Annotated in this window: 20 protein-coding genes; 10 read left to right on the forward strand and 10 right to left on the reverse strand. The window is 71.8% G+C overall.

What is annotated here, in order from left to right; genetic code table 11:
• Position 1: 1 nt before the first annotated feature.
• The gene (gene tadA / locus ACU6WY_RS12190; RefSeq protein WP_483821923.1) at positions 2-436 is read right to left on the reverse strand and encodes a tRNA adenosine(34) deaminase TadA; all 435 of its coding nucleotides are present in this window, start codon (positions 434-436) and stop codon (positions 2-4) included.
• An 86-nt stretch (positions 437-522) separates the two neighbouring features.
• Between tadA and upp the strand changes: the two genes are divergently transcribed.
• Positions 523-1,155 (forward strand): uracil phosphoribosyltransferase, encoded by a 633-nt coding sequence (gene upp, locus ACU6WY_RS12195; RefSeq protein ID WP_483819908.1) that lies wholly within the window; start codon positions 523-525, stop codon positions 1,153-1,155.
• Here the strand turns inward: upp and ACU6WY_RS12200 are convergent.
• Complete coding sequence (locus ACU6WY_RS12200) at positions 1,101-4,688, reverse strand: TM0106 family RecB-like putative nuclease (protein WP_483819909.1); 3,588 nt, start codon at positions 4,686-4,688, stop codon at positions 1,101-1,103. The two genes, upp and ACU6WY_RS12200, sit on opposite strands and share 55 nt — an antisense overlap.
• A 154-nt stretch (positions 4,689-4,842) precedes the next feature.
• Here ACU6WY_RS12200 and ACU6WY_RS12205 point away from each other — a divergent pair, with 154 nt between their 5' ends.
• Both ACU6WY_RS12205 and ACU6WY_RS12210 read left to right on the forward strand, forming a co-directional pair.
• Positions 4,843-5,310, forward strand: coding sequence for a hypothetical protein (locus ACU6WY_RS12205; protein WP_483819910.1), 468 nt, complete (start codon positions 4,843-4,845; stop codon positions 5,308-5,310).
• A gap of 64 nt (positions 5,311-5,374) precedes the next feature.
• Positions 5,375-7,435: an NAD(+) synthase gene (locus ACU6WY_RS12210; RefSeq protein ID WP_483819911.1), complete on the forward strand. Its 2,061-nt coding sequence runs from the start codon at positions 5,375-5,377 to the stop codon at positions 7,433-7,435.
• A gap of 2 nt (positions 7,436-7,437) precedes the next feature.
• Here ACU6WY_RS12210 and ACU6WY_RS12215 read toward each other — a convergent pair whose 3' ends face one another.
• The gene (locus ACU6WY_RS12215; protein ID WP_483819912.1) at positions 7,438-7,935 is read right to left on the reverse strand and encodes a DUF427 domain-containing protein; all 498 of its coding nucleotides are present in this window, start codon (positions 7,933-7,935) and stop codon (positions 7,438-7,440) included.
• A gap of 112 nt (positions 7,936-8,047) precedes the next feature.
• Between ACU6WY_RS12215 and ACU6WY_RS12220 the strand changes: the two genes are divergently transcribed.
• The 4 genes from ACU6WY_RS12220 to ACU6WY_RS12235 all read left to right on the forward strand — a co-directional run bounded on the left by ACU6WY_RS12220 (position 8,048) and on the right by ACU6WY_RS12235 (position 9,986).
• Positions 8,048-8,245 (forward strand): hypothetical protein, encoded by a 198-nt coding sequence (locus tag ACU6WY_RS12220; RefSeq protein WP_483819913.1) that lies wholly within the window; start codon positions 8,048-8,050, stop codon positions 8,243-8,245.
• Positions 8,242-8,382, forward strand: a complete 141-nt coding sequence (locus ACU6WY_RS12225) for a hypothetical protein (RefSeq protein WP_483819914.1) — start codon at positions 8,242-8,244, stop codon at positions 8,380-8,382. The genes ACU6WY_RS12220 and ACU6WY_RS12225 overlap by 4 nt, the downstream gene beginning before the upstream one ends.
• 71 nt (positions 8,383-8,453) lie before the next feature.
• Positions 8,454-9,398: an aldo/keto reductase gene (locus ACU6WY_RS12230; protein ID WP_483819915.1), complete on the forward strand. Its 945-nt coding sequence runs from the start codon at positions 8,454-8,456 to the stop codon at positions 9,396-9,398.
• Positions 9,399-9,428: 30 nt separating this feature from the next.
• On the forward strand, positions 9,429-9,986 hold the full coding sequence (locus ACU6WY_RS12235; protein WP_483819916.1) for a phosphorylase family protein: 558 nt from the start codon (positions 9,429-9,431) through the stop codon (positions 9,984-9,986).
• A 13-nt stretch (positions 9,987-9,999) separates the two neighbouring features.
• On the opposite strand, the gene ACU6WY_RS12240 is transcribed toward ACU6WY_RS12235, so the two are convergent.
• From ACU6WY_RS12240 to ACU6WY_RS12270, 7 genes are all read right to left on the reverse strand, one after another.
• Positions 10,000-11,487, reverse strand: a complete 1,488-nt coding sequence (locus ACU6WY_RS12240; protein ID WP_483819917.1) for an MFS transporter — start codon at positions 11,485-11,487, stop codon at positions 10,000-10,002.
• A gap of 69 nt (positions 11,488-11,556) precedes the next feature.
• Positions 11,557-11,739, reverse strand: coding sequence for a hypothetical protein (locus ACU6WY_RS12245; RefSeq protein WP_483819918.1), 183 nt, complete (start codon positions 11,737-11,739; stop codon positions 11,557-11,559).
• A 46-nt stretch (positions 11,740-11,785) separates the two neighbouring features.
• Positions 11,786-14,785, reverse strand: coding sequence for an AAA family ATPase (locus tag ACU6WY_RS12250; RefSeq protein ID WP_483819919.1), 3,000 nt, complete (start codon positions 14,783-14,785; stop codon positions 11,786-11,788).
• Positions 14,782-15,936: an exonuclease SbcCD subunit D gene (locus ACU6WY_RS12255; RefSeq protein WP_483819920.1), complete on the reverse strand. Its 1,155-nt coding sequence runs from the start codon at positions 15,934-15,936 to the stop codon at positions 14,782-14,784. Before ACU6WY_RS12255 ends, ACU6WY_RS12250 begins: the two co-directional genes overlap by 4 nt.
• 71 nt (positions 15,937-16,007) lie before the next feature.
• Positions 16,008-16,325, reverse strand: coding sequence for a hypothetical protein (locus tag ACU6WY_RS12260; protein WP_483819921.1), 318 nt, complete (start codon positions 16,323-16,325; stop codon positions 16,008-16,010).
• Position 16,326: 1 nt separating this feature from the next.
• Positions 16,327-16,536 (reverse strand): hypothetical protein, encoded by a 210-nt coding sequence (locus ACU6WY_RS12265; protein WP_483819922.1) that lies wholly within the window; start codon positions 16,534-16,536, stop codon positions 16,327-16,329.
• 90 nt (positions 16,537-16,626) lie between these two features.
• Entirely contained in the window at positions 16,627-16,917 is a 291-nt protein-coding gene (locus ACU6WY_RS12270) for a GNAT family N-acetyltransferase (RefSeq protein WP_483819923.1), read from the reverse strand.
• Positions 16,918-17,351: 434 nt separating this feature from the next.
• Between ACU6WY_RS12270 and ACU6WY_RS12275 the strand changes: the two genes are divergently transcribed.
• The 3 genes from ACU6WY_RS12275 (at position 17,352) to ACU6WY_RS12285 (ending at position 19,473) form a co-directional block, all read left to right on the forward strand.
• Positions 17,352-18,113, forward strand: a complete 762-nt coding sequence (locus ACU6WY_RS12275; RefSeq protein ID WP_483819924.1) for a winged helix-turn-helix domain-containing protein — start codon at positions 17,352-17,354, stop codon at positions 18,111-18,113.
• Between the two features lie 64 nt (positions 18,114-18,177).
• Complete coding sequence (locus ACU6WY_RS12280; protein ID WP_483819925.1) at positions 18,178-19,167, forward strand: DNA-3-methyladenine glycosylase family protein; 990 nt, start codon at positions 18,178-18,180, stop codon at positions 19,165-19,167.
• Between the two features lie 84 nt (positions 19,168-19,251).
• Positions 19,252-19,473: a hypothetical protein gene (locus ACU6WY_RS12285; RefSeq protein WP_483819926.1), complete on the forward strand. Its 222-nt coding sequence runs from the start codon at positions 19,252-19,254 to the stop codon at positions 19,471-19,473.
• Positions 19,474-19,501: the final 28 nt, after the last annotated feature.

The raw sequence follows: 19,501 nt of genomic DNA on the forward strand, positions 1-19,501 counted from the left end.
CTCAGTCGCGGCGACGCTCGAAGAACGTCCGGAGCAGGGCGGATGCCTCGTCCTCGGCGACCCCGCCGACCACCTCGACGCGGTGCGGCAAGCGCCGGTCGCGCAGAACGTCGTAGAGAGACCCGGCGGCCCCGGCCTTGGCATCCCACGATCCGAACACCACCCGTGGGACGCGGGCCTGGAGGACGGCCCCCGCGCACATGACGCACGGCTCCAGCGTGACCACGAGCGTGCAGCCGGCCAGATTCCACGAGTCGAGACGGGTGGCCGCCTCCCGCATCGCGACGATCTCCGCGTGGGCGGTGGGGTCGCCCGTGACCTCGCGGAGGTTGCGGCCCTCGCCGATGACGTTCCCTTCGGCGTCGAGCACGACGGCCCCGACGGGCACGTCGTCGTGCCCGGAGGCCGCGGTCGCGAGTACGAGGGCGCGCCGCATCGCGGCGAGATCGGCGGCGGTGGGGGTCACGGTGCTCCGAAAAGACAGGGGCGGCGAGTCGGGGTCGAGCGGCTAGCCTTGAGCCTATGCGTGTCCACGTCGCCGACCACCCCCTCATCACCCACAAGCTCACGGTGCTGCGTGACCGGCAGACCTCGTCGCCGGTCTTCCGACAGCTGACCGAAGAGCTCGTGACGCTGCTGGCCTACGAGGCCACCCGGAACGTCCGTGTCGACCCGATCGAGATCCAGACGCCGGTCACCACGACGCAGGGGGTGAAGATCAGCGAGCCGCGCCCGATCGTGGTGCCGATCCTGCGCGCGGGTCTCGGCATGCTCGAGGGCATGGTCAAGCTCCTCCCCACCGCCGAGGTCGGCTTCCTCGGGATGGTGCGCGACGAGCAGACCCTGCAGCCCTCGACGTACGCCGAGCGTCTGCCCGACGACCTCAGCGACCGCCAGTGCTTCGTGCTCGACCCCATGCTCGCCACCGGCGGATCGCTCGGCGCGGCGATCAACTTCCTCTTCGACCGCGGAGCGCAGGACGTCACGGCGATCTGCCTGCTCGGCGCTCCCGAGGGCGTCGCCGCCATCGAGAAGCAGGTCGAAGGGCACGACGTCACCCTCGTGCTCGGCGCGGTCGATGAGCGCCTGAACGAGAAGGGCTACATCGTGCCCGGCCTCGGCGACGCGGGCGACCGCCTGTACGGCACCGCCTGAGCGTCGGCGGCGATGAGCCGCGCGAAGGCACTCAGGCGCGCGACGCCCTCGGGCGTGCGCGGGAGGTCGTCGAGGAGCGACGGCGAGGAAACGACGTAGGCGGCCTGCATGGCCCGCGAGATCGCGACGTTGATGCGGTTGCGCAGCAACAGGAACTCCAGCCCACGGGGGGCTTCGCGCCCGGACGACGCCGCGAGGGTGAGGATCGCCACTACGGCCTCCTTGCCCTGGAACCGGTCGACGGTACCCACGGGCACGTCGGCGAAACCGGCCGCCGCCAGCGCTTCTTCGACCTCGACCTGCTGAGCGTTGTACGGCGTGATGACGATGATGTCGTCGGCCCGCAGGGGGCGCGGCTCGTGGACGATCGCGTCGTCGCCCGCACCGCCCTCGGCCCCCGTCCACTCGCGGCCGACGAGGTCAGCCACTAGCCGGACCACCTCGGTCGCCTCTTCACGGGAGCACGTCGCGTTGCCCGTGTGACGCACCGGCACCGCGTGCAGGCCGGGCTCGACGCCCGCGAGCTCGCGGAGCGCGGTCGAGGGGTGGGCGGCCAGGCGGCCCTCGTAGGACAGGCGCGAGACGGGGCCCGCGACCGCGGGATGCATGCGCCGCGTGCGCGCGAGGAAGTAGCCGAACTCGGCCGGGACCACCTCGGCCCCGTCGAGGACCCAGCCGAGCGCCGACGTATCGACGGGTTCGGGATGCGTGCCCTGGCTGACCTGCGGTAGCTGCTGCGGGTCGCCGAGCAGGAGCAGCCGGGAGGACGAGAGCGACACGGCGATCGTCGACGCCAGCGAGAACTGCCCCGCCTCGTCGATCACGAGCAGATCGAGGCTGCCACGCGGGATGCGCCCCTCGTGGCTGAAGTCCCAGGCCGTGCCGCCGACGACGAACCCTTGAGCGGCGTTCTCGGCGGCGAAGGCCGGCATCCCGTTCTTGGGCAGGACCGTGAAGGCATGGGGTGCGGCCGGATCTTTCGGCGCCTTGCCGACCCGCGATGCCGGCACCCCGGCGGCGATGACCCGCTCGAGCATGTTCTCGACCGTCGCGTGCGACTGCGCGACCACGCCGACCCGATAGCCGCGCTCGGCGACCAGGCGCGCGATGACATGCGACCCGACGTAGGTCTTGCCCGTTCCCGGGGGACCCTGGACCGCGAGGTAGCTGTGGTCGAGATCACTCACGGTTCGCGCGATCGCCGCGACCTCGTCGTCGCCCGGGCCCCCGTCGACGGCGGTGACGGGCGCGAGCGCCCCGGATCGCGTGCGCGGGGGTCGCCGGCGCAGAATGTCGGCGGCCGGACCGTCGGGCAGGGACGGAGCGGTGGCGAGCACCGCATCGGCCCATGCGTCGATCGCCTTCTGCTGATTGCCGGCGCGGGGCGGGGCGGGCGGCGTGAGCGCGAGGGGCAGCGTGTCCCAGGTCACCCCGTCGACGGCGACCTCCTCGATCACGGCACCGTCGTCAAGCACTTCGCGCACGGTGACCCGGCGTGCACCGTGGATCCACCGCGGGCGCACGTCGAGAGAGAACGGCGCGGGCAGGTCGTAGACCGCGAAGGGCTCGGAGTCGGCGCTCAACCGGCTCCCCGGTGCGACCTCGCCGCGCACCTCGACGAGACGGCGCTCGGCCCCGCGGCCCGATTCGGCGATGTGCCAGTCGGCGACCACGCGCGAGCGAGTGGCATCCACCACGACGACGTCACGGGTGTCTTCCCAGATGGAGACCGGTTCGCGCAGACGCAGGAAGTGCGTAGCCCAGTACGTCTTCTCTTCGCGCGGGTAGTAGTCGATCGCTGCGGCTGCCAGCCGCAGCGCGGTGGCGTCGGGCTCAGGGGCCTCGGTCGCCCACCGCTGCAGGTCGAGAGCGTGGCGCGAGGGCGCGTAGGCCTGCTCGTCGGGCTCAGCGCCGCGCGCGGGGGTCGCGCCGCCTTCGCGGGCGCGTTCGACCAGCCAGTCGCGCAAGCGCCGGGTCGACACGCAGTCGTAGCGGTTGTAGTCGGCGAGGTCGTCGAGTACGCGCTGCGCGGCCTCGGCCTGGCCGTCGGCGGCGAGCGCCCGGGCTTCGACGTACTTGACGATCGAGTCGTCGCCGCGCTGCACGTCGCTCGTGCGCACCTCGTCGCCCATGTACAGCGGCTCGAGCTTCTTGATCGAGTACGAGCGCGACCCCACGCGGAGCGCGCGGCGCACGACGGGGTAGAGATCGACGAAGACACCGTCGCGCAGCAGCCGGTCGACGTCGGCCTCGCGGACGCCGTAGCGCGCGGCCATCGTCAGCAGGTGCGTGGGCTCGTAGGGGGCGTAGTGGTAGATGTGCATTTCGGGGAACTGCTCGCGGCGCACCGCCACCAGGTCGAGGAAACGCTCGAGCGCGGCGCGTTCCTCGTCGAAGGAGTGTGCCCACAGCGCGCCGTAGCGCTCGCGGGTGTCGACCCAGCCGAAGAGGTAGTCGATGCCCCAGTGCGCGCGGTCGCCCTCGGTGTAGAGCGGATCGCCCTCGAAGTCGAAGAACAGGTCGCCGTGATCGGGGCGGGGAAGGACGCCGAGCGCCTTCGGCGCGACCACCTCGAAGGTCGGAACGACGTGCTCCCCCGCCGCCCCGTCGCCCGCCGGGCTGTCGAGCTGCAGCCGGGCCTGGGTGCGCAACGAGGCGAACGTGTCGGCACTCATCGCCGGGGGCGCCGCCCCCGCCGCGGCGAGAGCGTCGATCGTGTCGATTCCGCCCGCGCGCAGACGGTCGCGCTGAACCGGCCGCATGCCCGCGACGAGGAGCAGATCGCGGTGGGCGACAACCTCGATCTCGCACGTCGCGCAGCGTCCACATGCGATCACGGCGAGCTCGCCGCGGGGGTCGCCCCACGGCACGACCGGCCCCGCTGTTCCGAGCTCGGCCCGACGGTCGGCGATGAGGGCCCGCAGGCGCGCACGACGCAGGGAGAACACCGGCAGGAGGTCGTCGACGCGGTGAGTGCTCGTGGCCCCGTCGCCCAGGAGGAGCTGCACCTCGCCGGATCGCGCGACGCCGAGCCGGTCGAGTTGGTCGACATAGGCAGCCAGCTGCATGAGAGCCGTGACGCGGGCGCGGCGGGCGAGCTTGGTGTCTTGCACGATCCACGGGCGGGCACCGCCGTCGCCGGGATCGGGTTCACGGACGAGGAAGTCGGCGAACCCGACGAACTCGTCGGTCGCGAAGGCGGCCTGGTACACGACCTCGGCCGTAGGGTCTGCCAGCGCCTCATCGGTGAGGCGGACCGCCTCGGCGAGCGCATCCGCGTCGGAGGAGCGGGCCGCCGGGATCTCTCGCACGGCGGCGCCCCAGCGGGAGCGGTAGTCGTCGAGCACCCGCAGCTCGTGCGCGGTTCCGAGGGCCGCGGCCCGCTCGAGAGTGGCGTCTTCGGGGTCGGGCACAGCAGCGATCCGGCCGATCTTCGCGTCGATCGCCCGCAGCCAGGCGAACTCGCATTCGGCTGCCGCCTTGAGGTCGCTGGCACTCCAGACGATCCGCGCTTCTTGCTCGATGTACCGCATGATGGTCAACGCTAATCGGGGCCGCCGACATCGCCGGTGCGGCGTCCACATCTCGTCGACCGCTGATCCCCTTCGTGTTCACCCCGGACCCCTACCGTCCATGATCGGGGGGAATGCGATGAGACTGTGGGCTGCGACGGCGATCGTCGGGGGAATGCTGGTGCTGTCCGGCTGCAGTGCCGGAGAGGTGGCGCCCGATGCGGCCCCCGGCGAGGACGATGCGGCGATGCGGGCGACGACTCTGTCCATCCTGTGCGCAACCCGCTCCTACCAGCAGGAGTTCCTCGACTTCAGCCGGCAGGAGGTGACGGCGGAGACGCTGACGCGCCTGCAGTCGATGTCCGCCGAGGGAGCCGATCTGTTCCGCCGCAGTGCGTCGGCGTTCCGCGAACCCGCAACGCCGTGGTCGGACGACGTGCGTCCCGACGTCGAGACAGTGGCGTCCTACTACGATGCTGGCGCCACTCTGTTCGAGCATCTCGGTGACGCGCGCGACTCGGCATCCTTCGTCACCGTCCTGGAGGATCTCCAGGGCATGCCCGACCCGACCGACGCCATCGGCCGCCTGTCCGCCGCGGCCGGGATCAGCGCGGACCTCGCCGGGGAGTGCGCCTCGCGCTGAACGCCGGTGCGCATCCGCGCGCACGGTCTGCCGCGGTGTCGGACTCACCTGCCAGACTGGAGCCGTGATCACCGACCTGCCGTTCGAGAGCGTCTACCGGCACGGGTTCGCGCGCGTGGCCGCCTGCACGATCCCCGTCGCGGTGGCCGACCCCGCCACCAATGCCGACGCCGTGCTCGCCTCCGCGCGGGAGTGCGACGCCGACGGTGTCGCCGTCGCTGTCTTCCCCGAGCTGTGTCTGTCGGGCTACGCGATCGACGATCTCGTGATGCAGGATCCCCTCCTCGACGCGGTCGAGCGCGCCGTCGAACGTGTCGTCGCGGCATCCGCCGACCTCATGACCGTGCTGCTGGTGGGCGCACCGCTGCGTCACCGCAACCGCCTCTACAACTGCGCGGTGGTCGTCCACCGCGGCCGGATCCTCGGGGTGGCCCCCAAGTCGTACCTGCCGACCTACCGCGAGTTCTACGAGCATCGCTGGTACGCCCGCGGCGACGACCAGACGGGGCAGCACATCGTGGTCGCCGGTGAAACGGTTCCGTTCGGTCCCGACCTGCTGTTCGACGCCGTCGACGTGCCCGGACTCACGCTGCACGCCGAGGTCTGCGAAGACATGTGGGTGCCGATCCCGCCGTCCTCGACGGCCGCGCTCGCCGGCGCGACGGTGCTGGCCAACCTCTCGGGCAGCCCCATCACCATCGGGCGCGCCGACGACCGCGCCCTTCTCTCGCAGTCGCAGTCCCTGCGGTGCCTCGCCGCCTACGTCTACGCCGCGGCCGGGCCGGGCGAATCGACCAACGACGTCTCGTGGGACGGCCAGACGATGATCTACGAGGGCGGGCAGCTGCTCGCCACGACCGAGCGCTTCCCCGACGGGCCGCGGCGCAGCGTCGCCGACGTCGACCTCGACCGCCTGCGCCAGGATCGCCTCCGCCAGGGGACGTTCGACGACAACCGCCGCACGGCGGGAGCCCCGCTGCGCACCGTGTCGTTCGAGCTCGCGCCCCCGGCCGCCGACATCGGCCTGCGCCGCGCCCTTGATCGCTTCCCGTTCGTCCCCGACGATCCCGCGCGCCTCGCGCAGGACTGCTACGAGGCGTTCAACATCCAGGTGTCCGGTCTCGTGCAGCGCCTCGAGGCCATCGGCGGACCGAAGCCGGTCATCGGGGTGAGCGGCGGGCTCGACTCGACGCACGCACTGCTCGTGATCGCCCGCGCGATGGACCGGATGGGGCGTCCGCGGAGCGACATCCTCGCCTACACCCTGCCGGGCTTCGCCACGAGCGAGAAGACCAAGCGCAACGCGATCGCCCTCGCCGAGGCGGTCGGGGCCTCGATCGACGAGATCGACATCCGGCCGGCGGCATCCGAGATGCTCTCCCGGATGGGTCACCCCTTCGCCGCGGGGGAGCTCGTGCACGACGTGACGTTCGAGAACGTCCAGGCGGGCCTGCGCACCGACTACCTGTTCCGCCTGGCGAACCAGAACGGCGGGATCGTCGTGGGCACCGGCGACCTGTCCGAGATCGCGCTCGGCTGGTCGACCTACGGCGTGGGCGATCAGATGAGCCACTACTCGGTGAACCCCGGCGTGCCCAAGACCCTCATCCAGCACGTCATCCGCTGGGTCATCTCGGCGGGCGAACTCAGCTCCGCGACCGTCGACGTGCTCCAGTCGGTGCTCGACACCGAGATCAGCCCCGAGCTCGTCCCCGCAGGTCAAGACGGGCGCATGCAGTCCACCGAAGACCGCATCGGGCCGTACAACCTCCACGACTTCACGCTGTACCACGTGCTGCGCTTCGGCTTCCGGCCGTCGAAGATCGCCTTCCTCGCCGCGAAGGCGTGGCAAGATCCAGATGCCGGGACCTGGCCGCCAGGGTTCCCTGCGGGCGACCGGCCGTCATACGACCTCGTCACCGTGGCGCGGTGGCTGGAGGTGTTCCTGCAGCGCTTCTTCGGCTTCGCGCAGTTCAAGCGCACGGCGATCCCGAACGGCCCCAAGGTGTCGCCCGCGGGCTCGCTCTCACCGCGCGGCGACTGGAGGGCACCGTCCGACGGCAACGCCCGCGCCTGGCTCGACGACCTGCACGCCGCGATCCCCCAGGCGTTCGACCGCAGCTGAGGTCACCAGCCCATCGACCCGGGGACGCCCTTGAACGGTCCCGCGAGGTCGCTCGTCACCCACCCGCCGTAAAAGCCGCCCGGCTGCGGCTGCACGGTCTCCCCCGCCACGATGCAGCGGTCCATGGGTCCCGCGTACACCGCGACACGGTCGGCGAGGACCTCGTACCCGGGCAGGGGGCTGGGATAGTTCCACGCCGCGCGTTCGGCGAGCGCTCCCCCGCCCCCGTGGACGTCGAAGTACCGCGCCCCGCCCTTGAACTCGCAGAACGACGCCCCCTGGCCGAGCGTGAGGGCGTCGCCGAACGCCGCGATCGGCAGGTAGTAGACCGGCGGATGGCTGGTCTCCAGCACGCGCACGACGTCATCGGTGTCGGCGATGCGGATACCGCCGAAGTCGATCTGCACGCGCGCGGAAACGCGCTCCACGCGGGGCGGGCGAGGGTAGTCCCACACAGACTCCTGGCCAGGACGAACGGGGTCGGGAACGGGTCGCGCCATGTCGATACCGTACGCCCGCGCACGATTCCCCCTGTCCGGCTGGACGAGGGCGGTCCCCCTGTGGCAGGGCGCCGTCACGCTTTTGGGTAGCCTGGGAGCGGGAGGGGCACGAGTGAGCGGCGAAGACAGCATCGGCAGCGGCCGACGGTACCGCGCGTACCAGATCGGCGGCCTCGTGGTCGGCGCGCTCTTCCTCGGCCTCGGTGCCGCAGCGCTGTTCGCGGGCGGCGGCCCCATCATCGCCGCCATCGCCGGAATCGGAGGCCTCGCCGTGCTCATCGTGTCGATCGTGATGTTGGTGCGCTCGTGAGCGCCCCCGAGAACGGCGGGCGCGACGACAAGCCGCGCAAATACCCGCCCGGGACCGTCGTGATCTGGGTCGCCGTGTCGGCCGTCGGGCTGTGGCTCCTGGGCAGCGGGCTCGTCGGCATCCTCTCCGGGGGCTGAGCGCCCCGGGAATGCGCGCCGATCGACGTCGTTGAACACAGGTGTCACCGACCACCGATCGAAAGGGCATCATGACGCGCCTCGGACGCAGCGACCTCGACATCCGTCCCCTCTCTCTGGGCGGCAACGTCTTCGGCTGGACGGCCGATCGCGACACCTCGTTCGCGGTACTGGATGCCTTCCACGCCGGCGGTGGCAACTTCGTCGACACCGCCGACGGCTATAGCGCGTGGGTCCCCGGGAACTCCGGCGGCGAGAGCGAGACCCTCATCGGCGAGTGGCTGAAGAGCCGCACGCCCACCGATGTCGTGGTGGCCACGAAGGTGAGCACGCACCCGGAGTTCCGCGGGCTGTCGGCCGCGAACGTGCGCGCCGCCGCCGAGGCGTCGCTGACGCGCCTGGGTGTGGATGCCATCGACCTCTACTACGCCCACTTCGACGACCCGGAGACCCCGCTGGAAGAGACCGTCGGGGCATTCGCTGACCTTGTGAGCGACGGCCTCGTGCGCCACGTCGCCGTCTCCAATTTCAGCGCGGCGCGCATCCGCGAGTGGATCTCGCTCGCCGAGGCGGCCGGGGCCGACCTCCCCGTCGCCATCCAGCCGCACTACAACCTCGTGCATCGCACCGGGGTCGAGCGAGACATCGTTCCCGTCGCCGAGGAATTCGGGCTCTCACTCGTGCCCTACTACGCCCTGGCGAGCGGGTTCCTGACCGGCAAGTACCGCACCCCGGATGCCACCGGCGAATCACCCCGCGCCGGGGGCGCCGCGAAGCTCGCGACCCCCGCGGGCCTGGCGGCCATCGACGTGCTGGAGGAGATCGGCCGCGCTCACGGCGCGTCGATCGCCGCGACGGCCCTGGCCTGGCTACGCGCGCAGCCGACCGTCGCCGCGCCCCTCGCGAGCGCGTCGAAGCCCGAGCAGGTGGCTGATCTGCTCGCGAGCATGTCACTGGAACTCTCCCCCGACGAGATCGCCCGGCTGGCGGCGGTCTCGGACTCCGCGCAGGACTGAGCGGGCCCGGGCGTCGGCGAGAATGGTGGGGTGAAGCTTCTCGTCGCCGCCCACGCGTCCGAATTCGTCGCCTTCGAGCCCGACATCCCGGGCTTCGACCGGCTGCTCACCGGGGTCGGCAAGATCCCCGCGGCATACGCGCTGACGCGCGCGCTGTGCGAGGGCACGTACGACGAGATCGTCGTGGTCGGCACCGCCGGCGCGATCGACCCCGACCTTGAGGGCGGCATCTACGACATTTCCGCCACGATCCAGCACGACGTGAAGGGACTGGACGGCACGTTCGGCGAGCACGTGTGGCTGCCCGCACGGGTCGACATCGCCCCCGAGGGAGTGGTCATCGCCACCGGCGACCACTTCGTCGACGACGCCGACGCGGTCGCCCTGATCCGGGGACTGGATGCCCGCATGGTCGATATGGAGTCCTACGCTCTCGCCTGGGTCGCCCAGCAGTTCGACGTGCCGATCCGGATCCTCCGCGCCGTCTCCGACCGCGCGCAAGACGGCGCGACCGAGCTGTGGGACGACGTCGTCGAGCGCTGCAGCCACGAGCTGCGCGCCAAGCTCCGCGAGCTCTACGGCGTCTGAGCCCGCGTCGCCGTCATGGCGTCTGCGATCCCGATCGCGCCCGGCCGGCGAGGTCGGCCACTCCGACGATGAGCGCGAGTCCGAGGAAGACCCCGACCGCGATCATGCCGGTGGCGTACGCGTCGTGGAACACCACCATCGTGTCGGTCGTGCCCTGCTCGCGGTAGACCGTGGCGTAGAACAGCGCCAGGGCGATCGCCGTGCCCACCGCGGTGCCGATGCGCTGCCCCAGCTGCCCGACCGATCCGGCGACGCCGCCACTGGCGACGGGGATGTCGGCGAGCATCAGGGTCTGGTTCGGTGAAATGACCAGGCCGCCCGCGAACCCTCCCCCCACCATGACCGCCGCCATCGCCCACGGCGTCCACGCCGGCGGGGTGGTCAGGGCGACGAGAGCCAGTCCGCCGGCCGTGGCGACCATGCCGAGGATCCCCCACACCACCAGCGGGCGCCCGAGTCGGGTGACGAGATTTCCGCCGATCCACGAGCTCCATGCGGATGCCACGGCGAAACCGATCGTGACCATTCCCGCGAAGACGGGCTCGAGGCCGAGTCCTCCCTGGAGGAAGAGGGTTCCGAGCAGGAACATCGCCGGGATCGCTGCGAAGTAGGCGGTGGAGATGAGGACGCCGTTGCGATACGACCCGAGCGTGAAGATCGAGAACGGCATCAGCGGCATCCGCCCCCGTTCGGCGTAGCGACGCTCCCAGAACACGAACGCCGCCGCGAAGACCGCCGAGACCACGAGGAGCCACCACCGGCGCGGGTCGTCGTCGGGCGACCCGGTGGTGAACAGGAACGGCCACATCAGCGCGATGATCGTGAGGGCGAACAGCAGCACGCCGACCGGATCGAGGTCGAGCGCGCGGTGGGACTTGGTGCGCGTGTCGGGCAAGAGCCGGGCAGCAAGGACGATGACGATCGCCACCAGCGGGATGTTGATCCAGAAGATCAGCCGCCACCCGTCGGTCTCTCCGCCGAGGGCGATGAGCAGACCTCCCAGCGTGGGCCCGAAGGCCGTCGCGATGCCGATCGTGGCTCCGAAGAGGCCGAAGGCGCGCCCGCGCTCCTTCCCCTGAAAGAGCTGCTGAACGAGCCCGAGCACCTGCGGCATCTGGATACCGGCGGCAACACCCTGCAGGAGGCGCGCGGTCAGCAGCACTCCGGTGGTGGGCGCCAGCGCGCACGCGAGGCTCGTCACGAGGAACAGGGACAGCCCGACCAGGAACAGCACGCGGCGCGAGCGCAGATCGCCGAGGCGACCGGCCGGCACGAGGACGAGACCGAAGGTGAGGATGTACCCCGAGACGACCAGCTGCAGCTCGGTGGGGCCGGCGTTCAGCGCCGTCTCGATCGAGGGGAGCGCGACATTGACCTTCGTGAGGTCGAGGATCGTCAGGGCGGCCACCGACACGGCGACCCAGTAGGCCCGCCAGCGGTGGCGCGGCGAGAGAACGATGTCGCGTGTGGGTGGGTGGGGGGACGAACGTTCTTCAGGCATCAGAGATCACGTTACTCGGGGGGTCGGACACGACCGCCCCGCGTGCGCTCCGCGGACGACCGGGCCGGCTCAGTCGACGTCGCGGCGCGCGAAAACCGCGCGCAGGACGAAGAACACGATGACCGCGACCACGGCGACCGCGAGGAGGCGGAACGCGAAGGCAACCAGCGAGAAGAGCAGGTTGACCAGGAACCACGCGATGATCACAGCGAGAATGACGCCGAGAATGGTCCACAGGGTGCTCTTGCGCATACCCCCAGCCTAGGCGGCTTCGTCGCCGTCGGGTTCGGCGGATCGTTCAGCGCTGGAGGACCCCGGTGTCTTGGCGGATGATGCTCGGGCCGCGCGGTGTGGCGGCGACGCGCACCTGCGCCGGGAGCTGCTCCTTCATCGAGGCGACGTGGCTGATCACGCCCACGGTGCGCCCGCCCTGGCGGAGTTCGTCGAGCGTGCGCATGGCCAGGTCGAGGGTGTCGTCGTCGAGGGAGCCGAAGCCCTCGTCGATGAACAGCGTGTCGAGACGGATGCCACCCGCCCGCGCCGTGACCACCTCGGCGAGCCCGAGCGCGAGCGCGAGCGAGGCGAGGAAGGTCTCGCCGCCCGAGAGCGACTGGGGCGGACGACACTGGCCCGTGAAGGCATCCATGATCTCGAGCCCCAAGCCGCTCGCGGCGCCGCGGGCGGCGAGCGCGTCGGTGTGCTGCAGCCGGTAGCGTCCCGACGACATGTGGTCGAGGCGGAGGTTGGCCGCGGCCACGATCTCCTCGAGCTCGGCGGCCAGCACGAAGGTCTCGAGCGTCATGCGTCGCGTGTTCGGGGCGCGCCCGGCGACGGTGTCGGCCAGACGCGCGATGACGGCGTGCTCCTGTGAGAGCAGCGCGATTGCGCTGCTGCCGGCGTCGGCGCGCTCGGCGAGGTCGCGGACGCGCGCCGCGGTCGCCGCGGCGTCGGCGTGCGCGGCGGCCGCCGCCTCGACGGCCGCGCGGGCATCCTCGACGGCGGAGGTCGTCGGTGCGAGATCGATCGGTTCGTCGGGGGCGTCGGCGAGGAGCAGCTCGAGGTCGAGCAACCGGCGACGCGTGGCCGCCAGCGCGGTCTCGTGCTCCGCGATCTCGGCGTCGATCCGACGGCGCACCGCCTCATCGCGCAGCGCGGCGTGAACCGCGGCCTCGTCGTCGAACGCGCTCACCGCGAGGAGCTCGTCGAGCGCCGCACGGGCGTCGTCGGCGGCGCGGATGCGCGCGTCGAGATCGGCGAGCGCCGCGATCACGGCGCGCACCGCATCTCGCCGGTCGCGCACGTCGGCTCGCCGGTCGAGAACGGTGGCGAACTCGCCGCGGGCTTCGGCGACCTCTGTGCGCAGAGCGTCGGCGTGCTGCGCGGCGAGAGCGAGGTCCTGCCGCGCCTCGGCGAGCACCCGCCCGAGTCGTTCGCTCTCGAGCGCGTCCGCCTCCGCGCGGTCGGTCAGTGCTGCGCGCTCGGCGACGAGGCGGGCATGCTCGGCGACCTCCCGCTCGGCAATAACCAGGTCGGCGTCGAGTGCGCGCAGCCGCTCGGTCAGTGCCGCGACGCTCTCTCCCCCAGCGCGGGCAGCCGCCAGCGCGTGCGCGTCGCGCGCCACCCGGGAGGCGTCGGAGGCGAGACGGTCCTGCTCCGTCGCGATGGCCTTACGCTCTTCTGCCGCGGTCATCGCGGCGTCGGTCACGAGTTCGTCCGACGGCGCGGCGGGAGCGGGGTGGTCGCACGCTCCGCACACGGGGCACGGTTCACCGTCGACGAGGGAATGGGCGAGTTCTCCCGCCGCCCCGGCGAGTCGGCGGCGCAGGAGCGCGCTCCACGACTCGACGGCGCGCTGAAGTTCGTCGGCGCGGACGAGCGCGGCCAGATCGGCCTGCTCACGCTCCTCGGCGAGGCGCGCGGCCTCCCGCGCCGCGGCGAGCCGGTGCTCCACGGCGCCGCGCTCGGTGCGCCCGGCATCGCGGCGGGCGGTCGCTCCGGCGAGCGCGCTGAGCCGGTCATCGAGCGCCCGCAGAGCTTCGGGCGCTTCAGCGCGACGGACGGCCAGCGCCGCGCTCTCGCGCTCGGCCGAGTCGACCGCGGTTCGCCGCACGGCGAGGGCGGCGTCGCGATCGACGAGATCGTTCTCGACCGCCAACGCTTCGTCGACCCGGGAGAGCAGCGCCGTGAGCTGGTCGTCGCGGGCGGAGAGTGCGTCGACCGTGTCGAGGTGCGCTTCGCCCCGCTCTCGAGCGATGTCAGCGGCCCCGTGGACACGCTGTCGGCTCGACTCGACGGCGGCGCGGGTGCGCGCGGCGGCGTCGACCGGTGCCCGAAGGGCTTCCGCGGCCTGGGCCGCAGCGGCCTCGGCCCGCAGCGCATCGACCCGCCCGGCATCGGCCTCGTACGCCCCCAGCGCCTGCCGGACGCGCACGCGCTCGACCTGACGCTCGCGCATCGTTTCGGCGTCTCGGGCCGCGCGCAAAGCGGCATCCAGCGCGGTCTTCGCCGTCGCTCGCTCGTGGACGAGCGCCTCGACCCGGTACTGCACCCGCTCCGCGCCCCGCACGACGTCGGCGAGCCGATCCGCGAGAGGGCGGGGGCCGGGGGAATCGGGGGCGACGCCATCGAACGCCGCGACCATGCGCTCGGCCTCGTCGAGGAGGGTGGACACCTCGGTGCCCTCGGCGGCGAGGCGTTCGTGGGCGCGCTTGCGACGGTCGTCGAGTGCCGCGGCATACTGCTCGAACGAGCGCGTGCCGAAGAGCGTGCGCAACAGCCCCTGTCGCTCGTCGTTCTTGGCTAGCAGGAAGCGGGCGAATCGGTTCTGGGCGAGGAGGATCACCTGCAGAAACTGCTGCTGCGTGAGCCCGAGGATCTCGTCGAGCCGGGCCGCCACGTCGACGGGCCGGGCCGCGACACCCGTCCACCCCTCGGGTTCGAGCACCTCCAGGGTCGCGCGATGCGGTTCCTTCGTCGTTCCGCCGCCGCGGAGCTTCGGTCGCTCGTACTCGGGTGATCGGGTGACACGCCACCGACGACCCTCGGCGCTGAATTCGACGGTGACGCTCGTGGGATCGTCGGCGGCGCAGTGATCGCTGCGCAACCGTCGCTCGGTTCCGTCGTACCGCGGGACGCCGCCATACAGCCCGTAACAGACGCCGTCGAGCACGCTCGACTTGCCAGCGCCGGTCCGCCCGGCGATCAGGAAGATGCCGTCGTCGGCGAACGCGTCGAAATCGACGATCTGGCGCTCTAGGAAGGGGCCGAACCCCTCGAGTTCGAGTCGATGCAGCTTCATGACCGGGACTCCACGACGGCGCGAAAATCGAGCAGGTCGCGAATGAGGGCGCGCTCGGCCTCGGAGGCCCCTTCGCCCTCGCGCACGTGGGAGAGGAACGCGTCGATGATCTCGCCCTCGTCTCGTGCGGCACGCACCCGCCGGGCGTAGCCGAGCCCGTCGTCGGGTCGCGTCTCGGCGGGGGTGTGTGCGACCGTCGCGCACCAGGGAAAGCGCGCCTGCAGGCGGCGCATGGGATCGAGCTGAGGTGTGGGGTCGGTGTACTCGGCGCGCACCCACTCGTCGACGTGCGCGTCGAAGCGCGCGTCGTTGACGAGCTCGTCGAAGGACGCGCGCAGGGTCACCAGCGACCGAGGAATGGGGAGATCAATCCACTCCACCGAGATGAGCCCCGCCGCATCGAGCTCGACGAGCCACGAGCCACGCGGCTTGCCGGCCTCTCCGAAGCTGTAGTGCAGGGGCGCTCCGGCGTAGCGCACGCGGTCGGAGAGCTGCTGGCGCCCGTGGATATGACCGAGCGCCACGTAATCCGGCCCGTCGAAAGAGGTGATCGGGACGACATCGAGTCCGCCCTGGCGGATCTCGCGTTCCACCCCCGGCGTCGCCTCCACCCCGGCCGCGAAGCAGTGCGCGACGGCGACCGACCGACCGCCGCGGGAGGCGGCATCGCGGCGGACGAGATCCATCGCGTGGCCGACGGCCTGCGCCTGGCTGCGCACCTCGACGCCCTCCCACAGGTGCCGGACGATCGCGGGCTCGAGGTAGGGGATGCCGTAGAAGTGCACCGGGCCGTGCGCGTCGGCGATCGTGACGGGCTCGCCCACGCGGGCGGGGTCGGTGACGACCGAGATCTCGTCGCGCAGGAGCGCGGACTGGAACCCCAGTCGGGCGGCGGAGTCGTGGTTCCCGCTGGTGACGACGACACGCGCCCCGGATTCGGCGATCGCCGCGAGGGTGGCGCTCAAGAGCGGATAGCACGCCGCCGAGGGCGCCGCGGAATCGAACACGTCGCCCGCGACGATGACGACGTCGACGTCGTGCGCGCGTACCTGCCCCACGAGGGCGTCGAGCACCTCACTCAGGGCGTCGAGAGTGGAGTGTCCGTGAAAGGACCGCCCGATGTGCCAGTCGGAGGTGTGCAGGATGCGCATGCTCACACGGTACGTCGGGCCTCCGACATCGGGGGCCAGCCCGCGCGGGTGACACCCGCGCGGGCGGAGCGTCAGCCCCCGGCGACCTCCGCGGCGAGGGCACGGAGACGATCGTCTCCGAGATCGAGACCGATGTCGGCGAATCGCTGACGCAGCACCTCGACGATCCGGTCCTCGGACTTGTCGCCGACGTCCGCGCGGGTCTGCACGACGACGCCCGCGATGCGCGCCCCGTCGTCGGTGGAATGCGTGTCCATCAACGGCTCCGACTGCTCGCCGGGGTCGCCCGTCTTCCGGTCGTCGTGCAGGGCACCGCCGACCGAGTCCGCGGCGGCGGAGCCGCCCTCGGGACCATCCGAGGGCTCGGGGCTACGGGTGTTGTCGCTCATGTCATTCCTCCGTACTCATGTCGGGGTCGATCCCCTGGCTGGCGGCGTCGCCCTCGATCGGATCGGAGGGCGCTGCGTCGTTCAGGCGGGGCGATCCCTGGGCGTGCTCGTTCTGCTCGGAGGTCTCGCCGTCGGCGACGGCTCCGCTCTCCCAGGCGCCGGGAGGGCTCGCGTCGATGACGCCCTCGGGCAGGTCACGGTCGTGGGTCATGGCATCCCCTTTCACCGTGTCCACCTTCGCCGCCGCGGCGGCCGCGCCCGCAGGGGTTGACGTGCCCGCAACGCGTGGGTAGCGCCGCGGTCAGCGCGTGCGCAGGATTCCGTTGCGCTCCGGGTGCGCCTCGAACCACTCCCCGACGTACCAGCAGACGGGCAGGATCTCACGGTCGCCCCCGCCCTCGATGGCATCCACCGCCCGTTCGACGACGACCGCCGCGTAGCCGTGCCCGCGGAAGGTCGGGATCGTGAAGGCCCGCGTGAGCGCGATCGTGCGGCCGTCGTCGCGGTAGTCGAGAACCGACACGAGGTCGTCGCCGTCGTGCAGAGTGAAGCGCGAGGCGGCTCGGTCGTCGGCGAAGAGCAGATTGGTCACGAGAAGTCACGCTACGCCGCCCCCATGCCATCGGCATTCTCCGAGCAATGTGCTCGATGAAGCCCGGGGTTCTGCGTCGCCACCGAGCAGGATGCCATCCGCGACGTGCGTCATGATTTGACGCGGTTCGACTCGGTGCGTCATAATCACCCCCATGACTGTCAACGCGCTTTCTCTGTCCGCCCGGGAGGCGAACGGGACTGCCGGCATGATGATGCCCGGCCGCGTTGTCATGTGTTGTCGAATGTGCCGCTAACCGCGACCCTCGTTCCGACGACCCCGAGCTTCTGCATGCCGGCGTCGTCGCCCGGTCGTCCGCCTTTCGCGTCGATCACGCGCACCCGGACACCGCGCTCCGGCCGCTCGGCCACACACCTCCCGTCGAACCCCGCTCCCCGAGACGCCCGGGTTCACCACTGAAGGACACCTTCCTCATGTCGACCTCCGCCGTTCTCGACCGCCCCACCACCGTGACCTCTCCCGCCTCGATCCCCGCCCGCCCGCAGCCGGTCCGCGCCGCCGCGGTGCCCGCATCGGCCCCCCAGCCCGCTGCCGCCCCCGCGGTCCCGGCTGCCCGGCCCGCCGTTCCGGCCGGAACCGCTCCGCGCGGTTTCGCGCTCTACGTCGGCATCGACGAGGCCAAGGCCGCAGCCGCCGGTGTCAGCCTCGGCACGCTCGTCGAAGCCCTGCGTCGCACGCTCGGCGAGCTCGCCCCCGCCGCCGAGACCTACGCGACGGTCGCCCTCGCCCCCGCCGGAGCGGGGGGACGTGACGTCGACGTCGTGCGCCTCGCCCTCCACGAGCCCTCGGCCGTCGCCCGGACGAAGGACGAAACCCTCGAGGAGGACCGCGCGCCCCGCGGGGTCGTCGTCGACATCTCCCGCAAGCGGGTGCTCATCGACGGGGAGTCCGCCGCGTTCACCTTCAAGGAGTTCGAGCTGCTGCAGTACCTGGTACTGCGCGAGGGCCGCACCATCGAGCGCACCGAGCTCGTGGCCTCGCTCTGGGAGGGCGCAACCGACGACGAGGCCCCCGGCGAGCGCACGATCGATGTGCACGTGCGACGCCTGCGCGCCAAGCTCGGCGTCTACGAAGACATCGTGCGCACCGTGCGCGGGGTCGGGTACCGCTTCGACCGCCACGCCGACGTCTCGATCCGCTACGGTCACGGCACTCCGTCGCCCGACCGCTTCTGACCCCGCGCGCACGCACGCGCTGCTCGGATGCCGCGATGTCGGTGGGCCGACGTAGGGTGTCGGCATGAGATCGACCGGGGTGCGCGCGCGAGAGCGGGCAGATGATCCCCGCCCGGTCGCCACCGCCCCTCTCGAGACCGAGTATCGCCCGGTAGGGCCCGTCGACCTCGACCGCGCGATCGGGGCACAGCGCCATGGCCGCAACGATCCCACCTTCACCGTGACACGGTCGCTGCGCACCGGCGGAATTCTCTGGCGGGTCAGCCGCACGCCCGCGGGCGTTGCGACGCTGGCTGTGCGTGCCACCGCCGCGGGAACCGTCCGCGCCGCCGCGTGGGGGCCCGGTGCCGGCTGGGCGCTGGACCAGCTCCCCGCGTTGTGCGGCGCTCACGATGACCCCGACGGGTTCGACGCGTCGCGGCATCCCTCCGTCGCCGAGTGGCATCGGCGGCACCCCGATCTGCGCATCGGCCGCACCGACCTCGTGTTCGACGCGCTCGTCAGCGCGATCATGGAGCAGAAGGTCACGGGCATGCAGGCCTTCTCGGCCTGGCGCAGCATCGTCACCTGGTACGGCGAGCGCGCTCCCGGTCCCACGCCCCACCCGATGTTCGCGCCACCCGACATCGAGGGGTGGCGGCACGTCCCCTCGTGGGCCTGGCACCGTGCCGGCCTCGAACCGCCGCAGTCGCGCACCATCGTCGAGGCGGCCCGCCGCGGCGCGACGATCGCGCGCGCGGCCGCCGCCGCGGTCGACGGCGAGGCGCGCGACCGGGTGTTCATCAGCCTCCGTGGCGTCGGTGTGTGGACGAGTGCCGAAACGCGCATCCGCGCCTTCGGAGATCCGGATGCCGTGAGCATCGGCGACTACCATCTCGCGCACCAGGTCGGCTACGCGCTGACCGGCCACCGCACCGACGACGACGGGATGCTGGAGTTGCTCGAGCCGTTCGCGGGGCACCGGCAGCGCGTCATCCGTCTCATCGCCGCCGGGTCCGCTCTCGAACCCCGGCGCGGTCCGCGCCTGCACCCGGAAGACCACCGCGACCGCTGACGCGCGGATCCTGATCGCCTGCCACCGCGATCGCCGGTACGGCGACGTGGTCGGGCGGCGGTTCACGCCCGTAGGCTGGGCGGCATGACGCAATCGGGAACGGGCTGGCCGCGAGGACGCACTTACTGGATCCTGGGCAGCCTCGTGCTGCTGGGGGCCGGAGTGCTGTTCGGGCTCGTCTTCCAGAACCTGTGGTTGGGGATCCTCCTGGCGGCGATCGTCTCGATCGGGTGGCTCATCGCCTTCGAGTCGAGCCGGGGCCGCAACGTCGGGGTCAATGACCCCGACAACGGCGTCGAGCTCTGACGCACCGCACTCCCGCTCACGCCAGCGC

This window comes from Microbacterium sp. ZW3a (assembly GCF_057167165.1).

Excerpts from the sequence above, each read along its gene's own strand:
- ACU6WY_RS12265 (WP_483819922.1), bottom strand. The coding sequence starts at position 16,536 with ATGACCCACGACCGTGACCTGCCCGAGGGCGTCATCGACGCGAGCCCT.
- ACU6WY_RS12200 (WP_483819909.1), bottom strand. The coding sequence starts at position 4,688 with ATGCGGTACATCGAGCAAGAAGCGCGGATCGTCTGGAGTGCCAGCGAC.
- ACU6WY_RS12275 (WP_483819924.1), top strand. The coding sequence starts at position 17,352 with ATGTCGACCTCCGCCGTTCTCGACCGCCCCACCACCGTGACCTCTCCC.
- ACU6WY_RS12280 (WP_483819925.1), top strand. The coding sequence starts at position 18,178 with ATGAGATCGACCGGGGTGCGCGCGCGAGAGCGGGCAGATGATCCCCGC.
- ACU6WY_RS12205 (WP_483819910.1), top strand. The coding sequence starts at position 4,843 with ATGCTGGTGCTGTCCGGCTGCAGTGCCGGAGAGGTGGCGCCCGATGCG.
- upp (WP_483819908.1), top strand. The coding sequence starts at position 523 with ATGCGTGTCCACGTCGCCGACCACCCCCTCATCACCCACAAGCTCACG.
- ACU6WY_RS12250 (WP_483819919.1), bottom strand. The coding sequence starts at position 14,785 with ATGAAGCTGCATCGACTCGAACTCGAGGGGTTCGGCCCCTTCCTAGAG.
- ACU6WY_RS12285 (WP_483819926.1), top strand. The coding sequence starts at position 19,252 with ATGACGCAATCGGGAACGGGCTGGCCGCGAGGACGCACTTACTGGATC.
- ACU6WY_RS12255 (WP_483819920.1), bottom strand. The coding sequence starts at position 15,936 with ATGCGCATCCTGCACACCTCCGACTGGCACATCGGGCGGTCCTTTCAC.
- tadA (WP_483821923.1), bottom strand. The coding sequence starts at position 436 with ATGCGGCGCGCCCTCGTACTCGCGACCGCGGCCTCCGGGCACGACGAC.
- ACU6WY_RS12260 (WP_483819921.1), bottom strand. The coding sequence starts at position 16,325 with ATGAGCGACAACACCCGTAGCCCCGAGCCCTCGGATGGTCCCGAGGGC.
- ACU6WY_RS12245 (WP_483819918.1), bottom strand. The coding sequence starts at position 11,739 with ATGCGCAAGAGCACCCTGTGGACCATTCTCGGCGTCATTCTCGCTGTG.
- ACU6WY_RS12240 (WP_483819917.1), bottom strand. The coding sequence starts at position 11,487 with ATGCCTGAAGAACGTTCGTCCCCCCACCCACCCACACGCGACATCGTT.
- ACU6WY_RS12230 (WP_483819915.1), top strand. The coding sequence starts at position 8,454 with ATGACGCGCCTCGGACGCAGCGACCTCGACATCCGTCCCCTCTCTCTG.
- ACU6WY_RS12215 (WP_483819912.1), bottom strand. The coding sequence starts at position 7,935 with ATGGCGCGACCCGTTCCCGACCCCGTTCGTCCTGGCCAGGAGTCTGTG.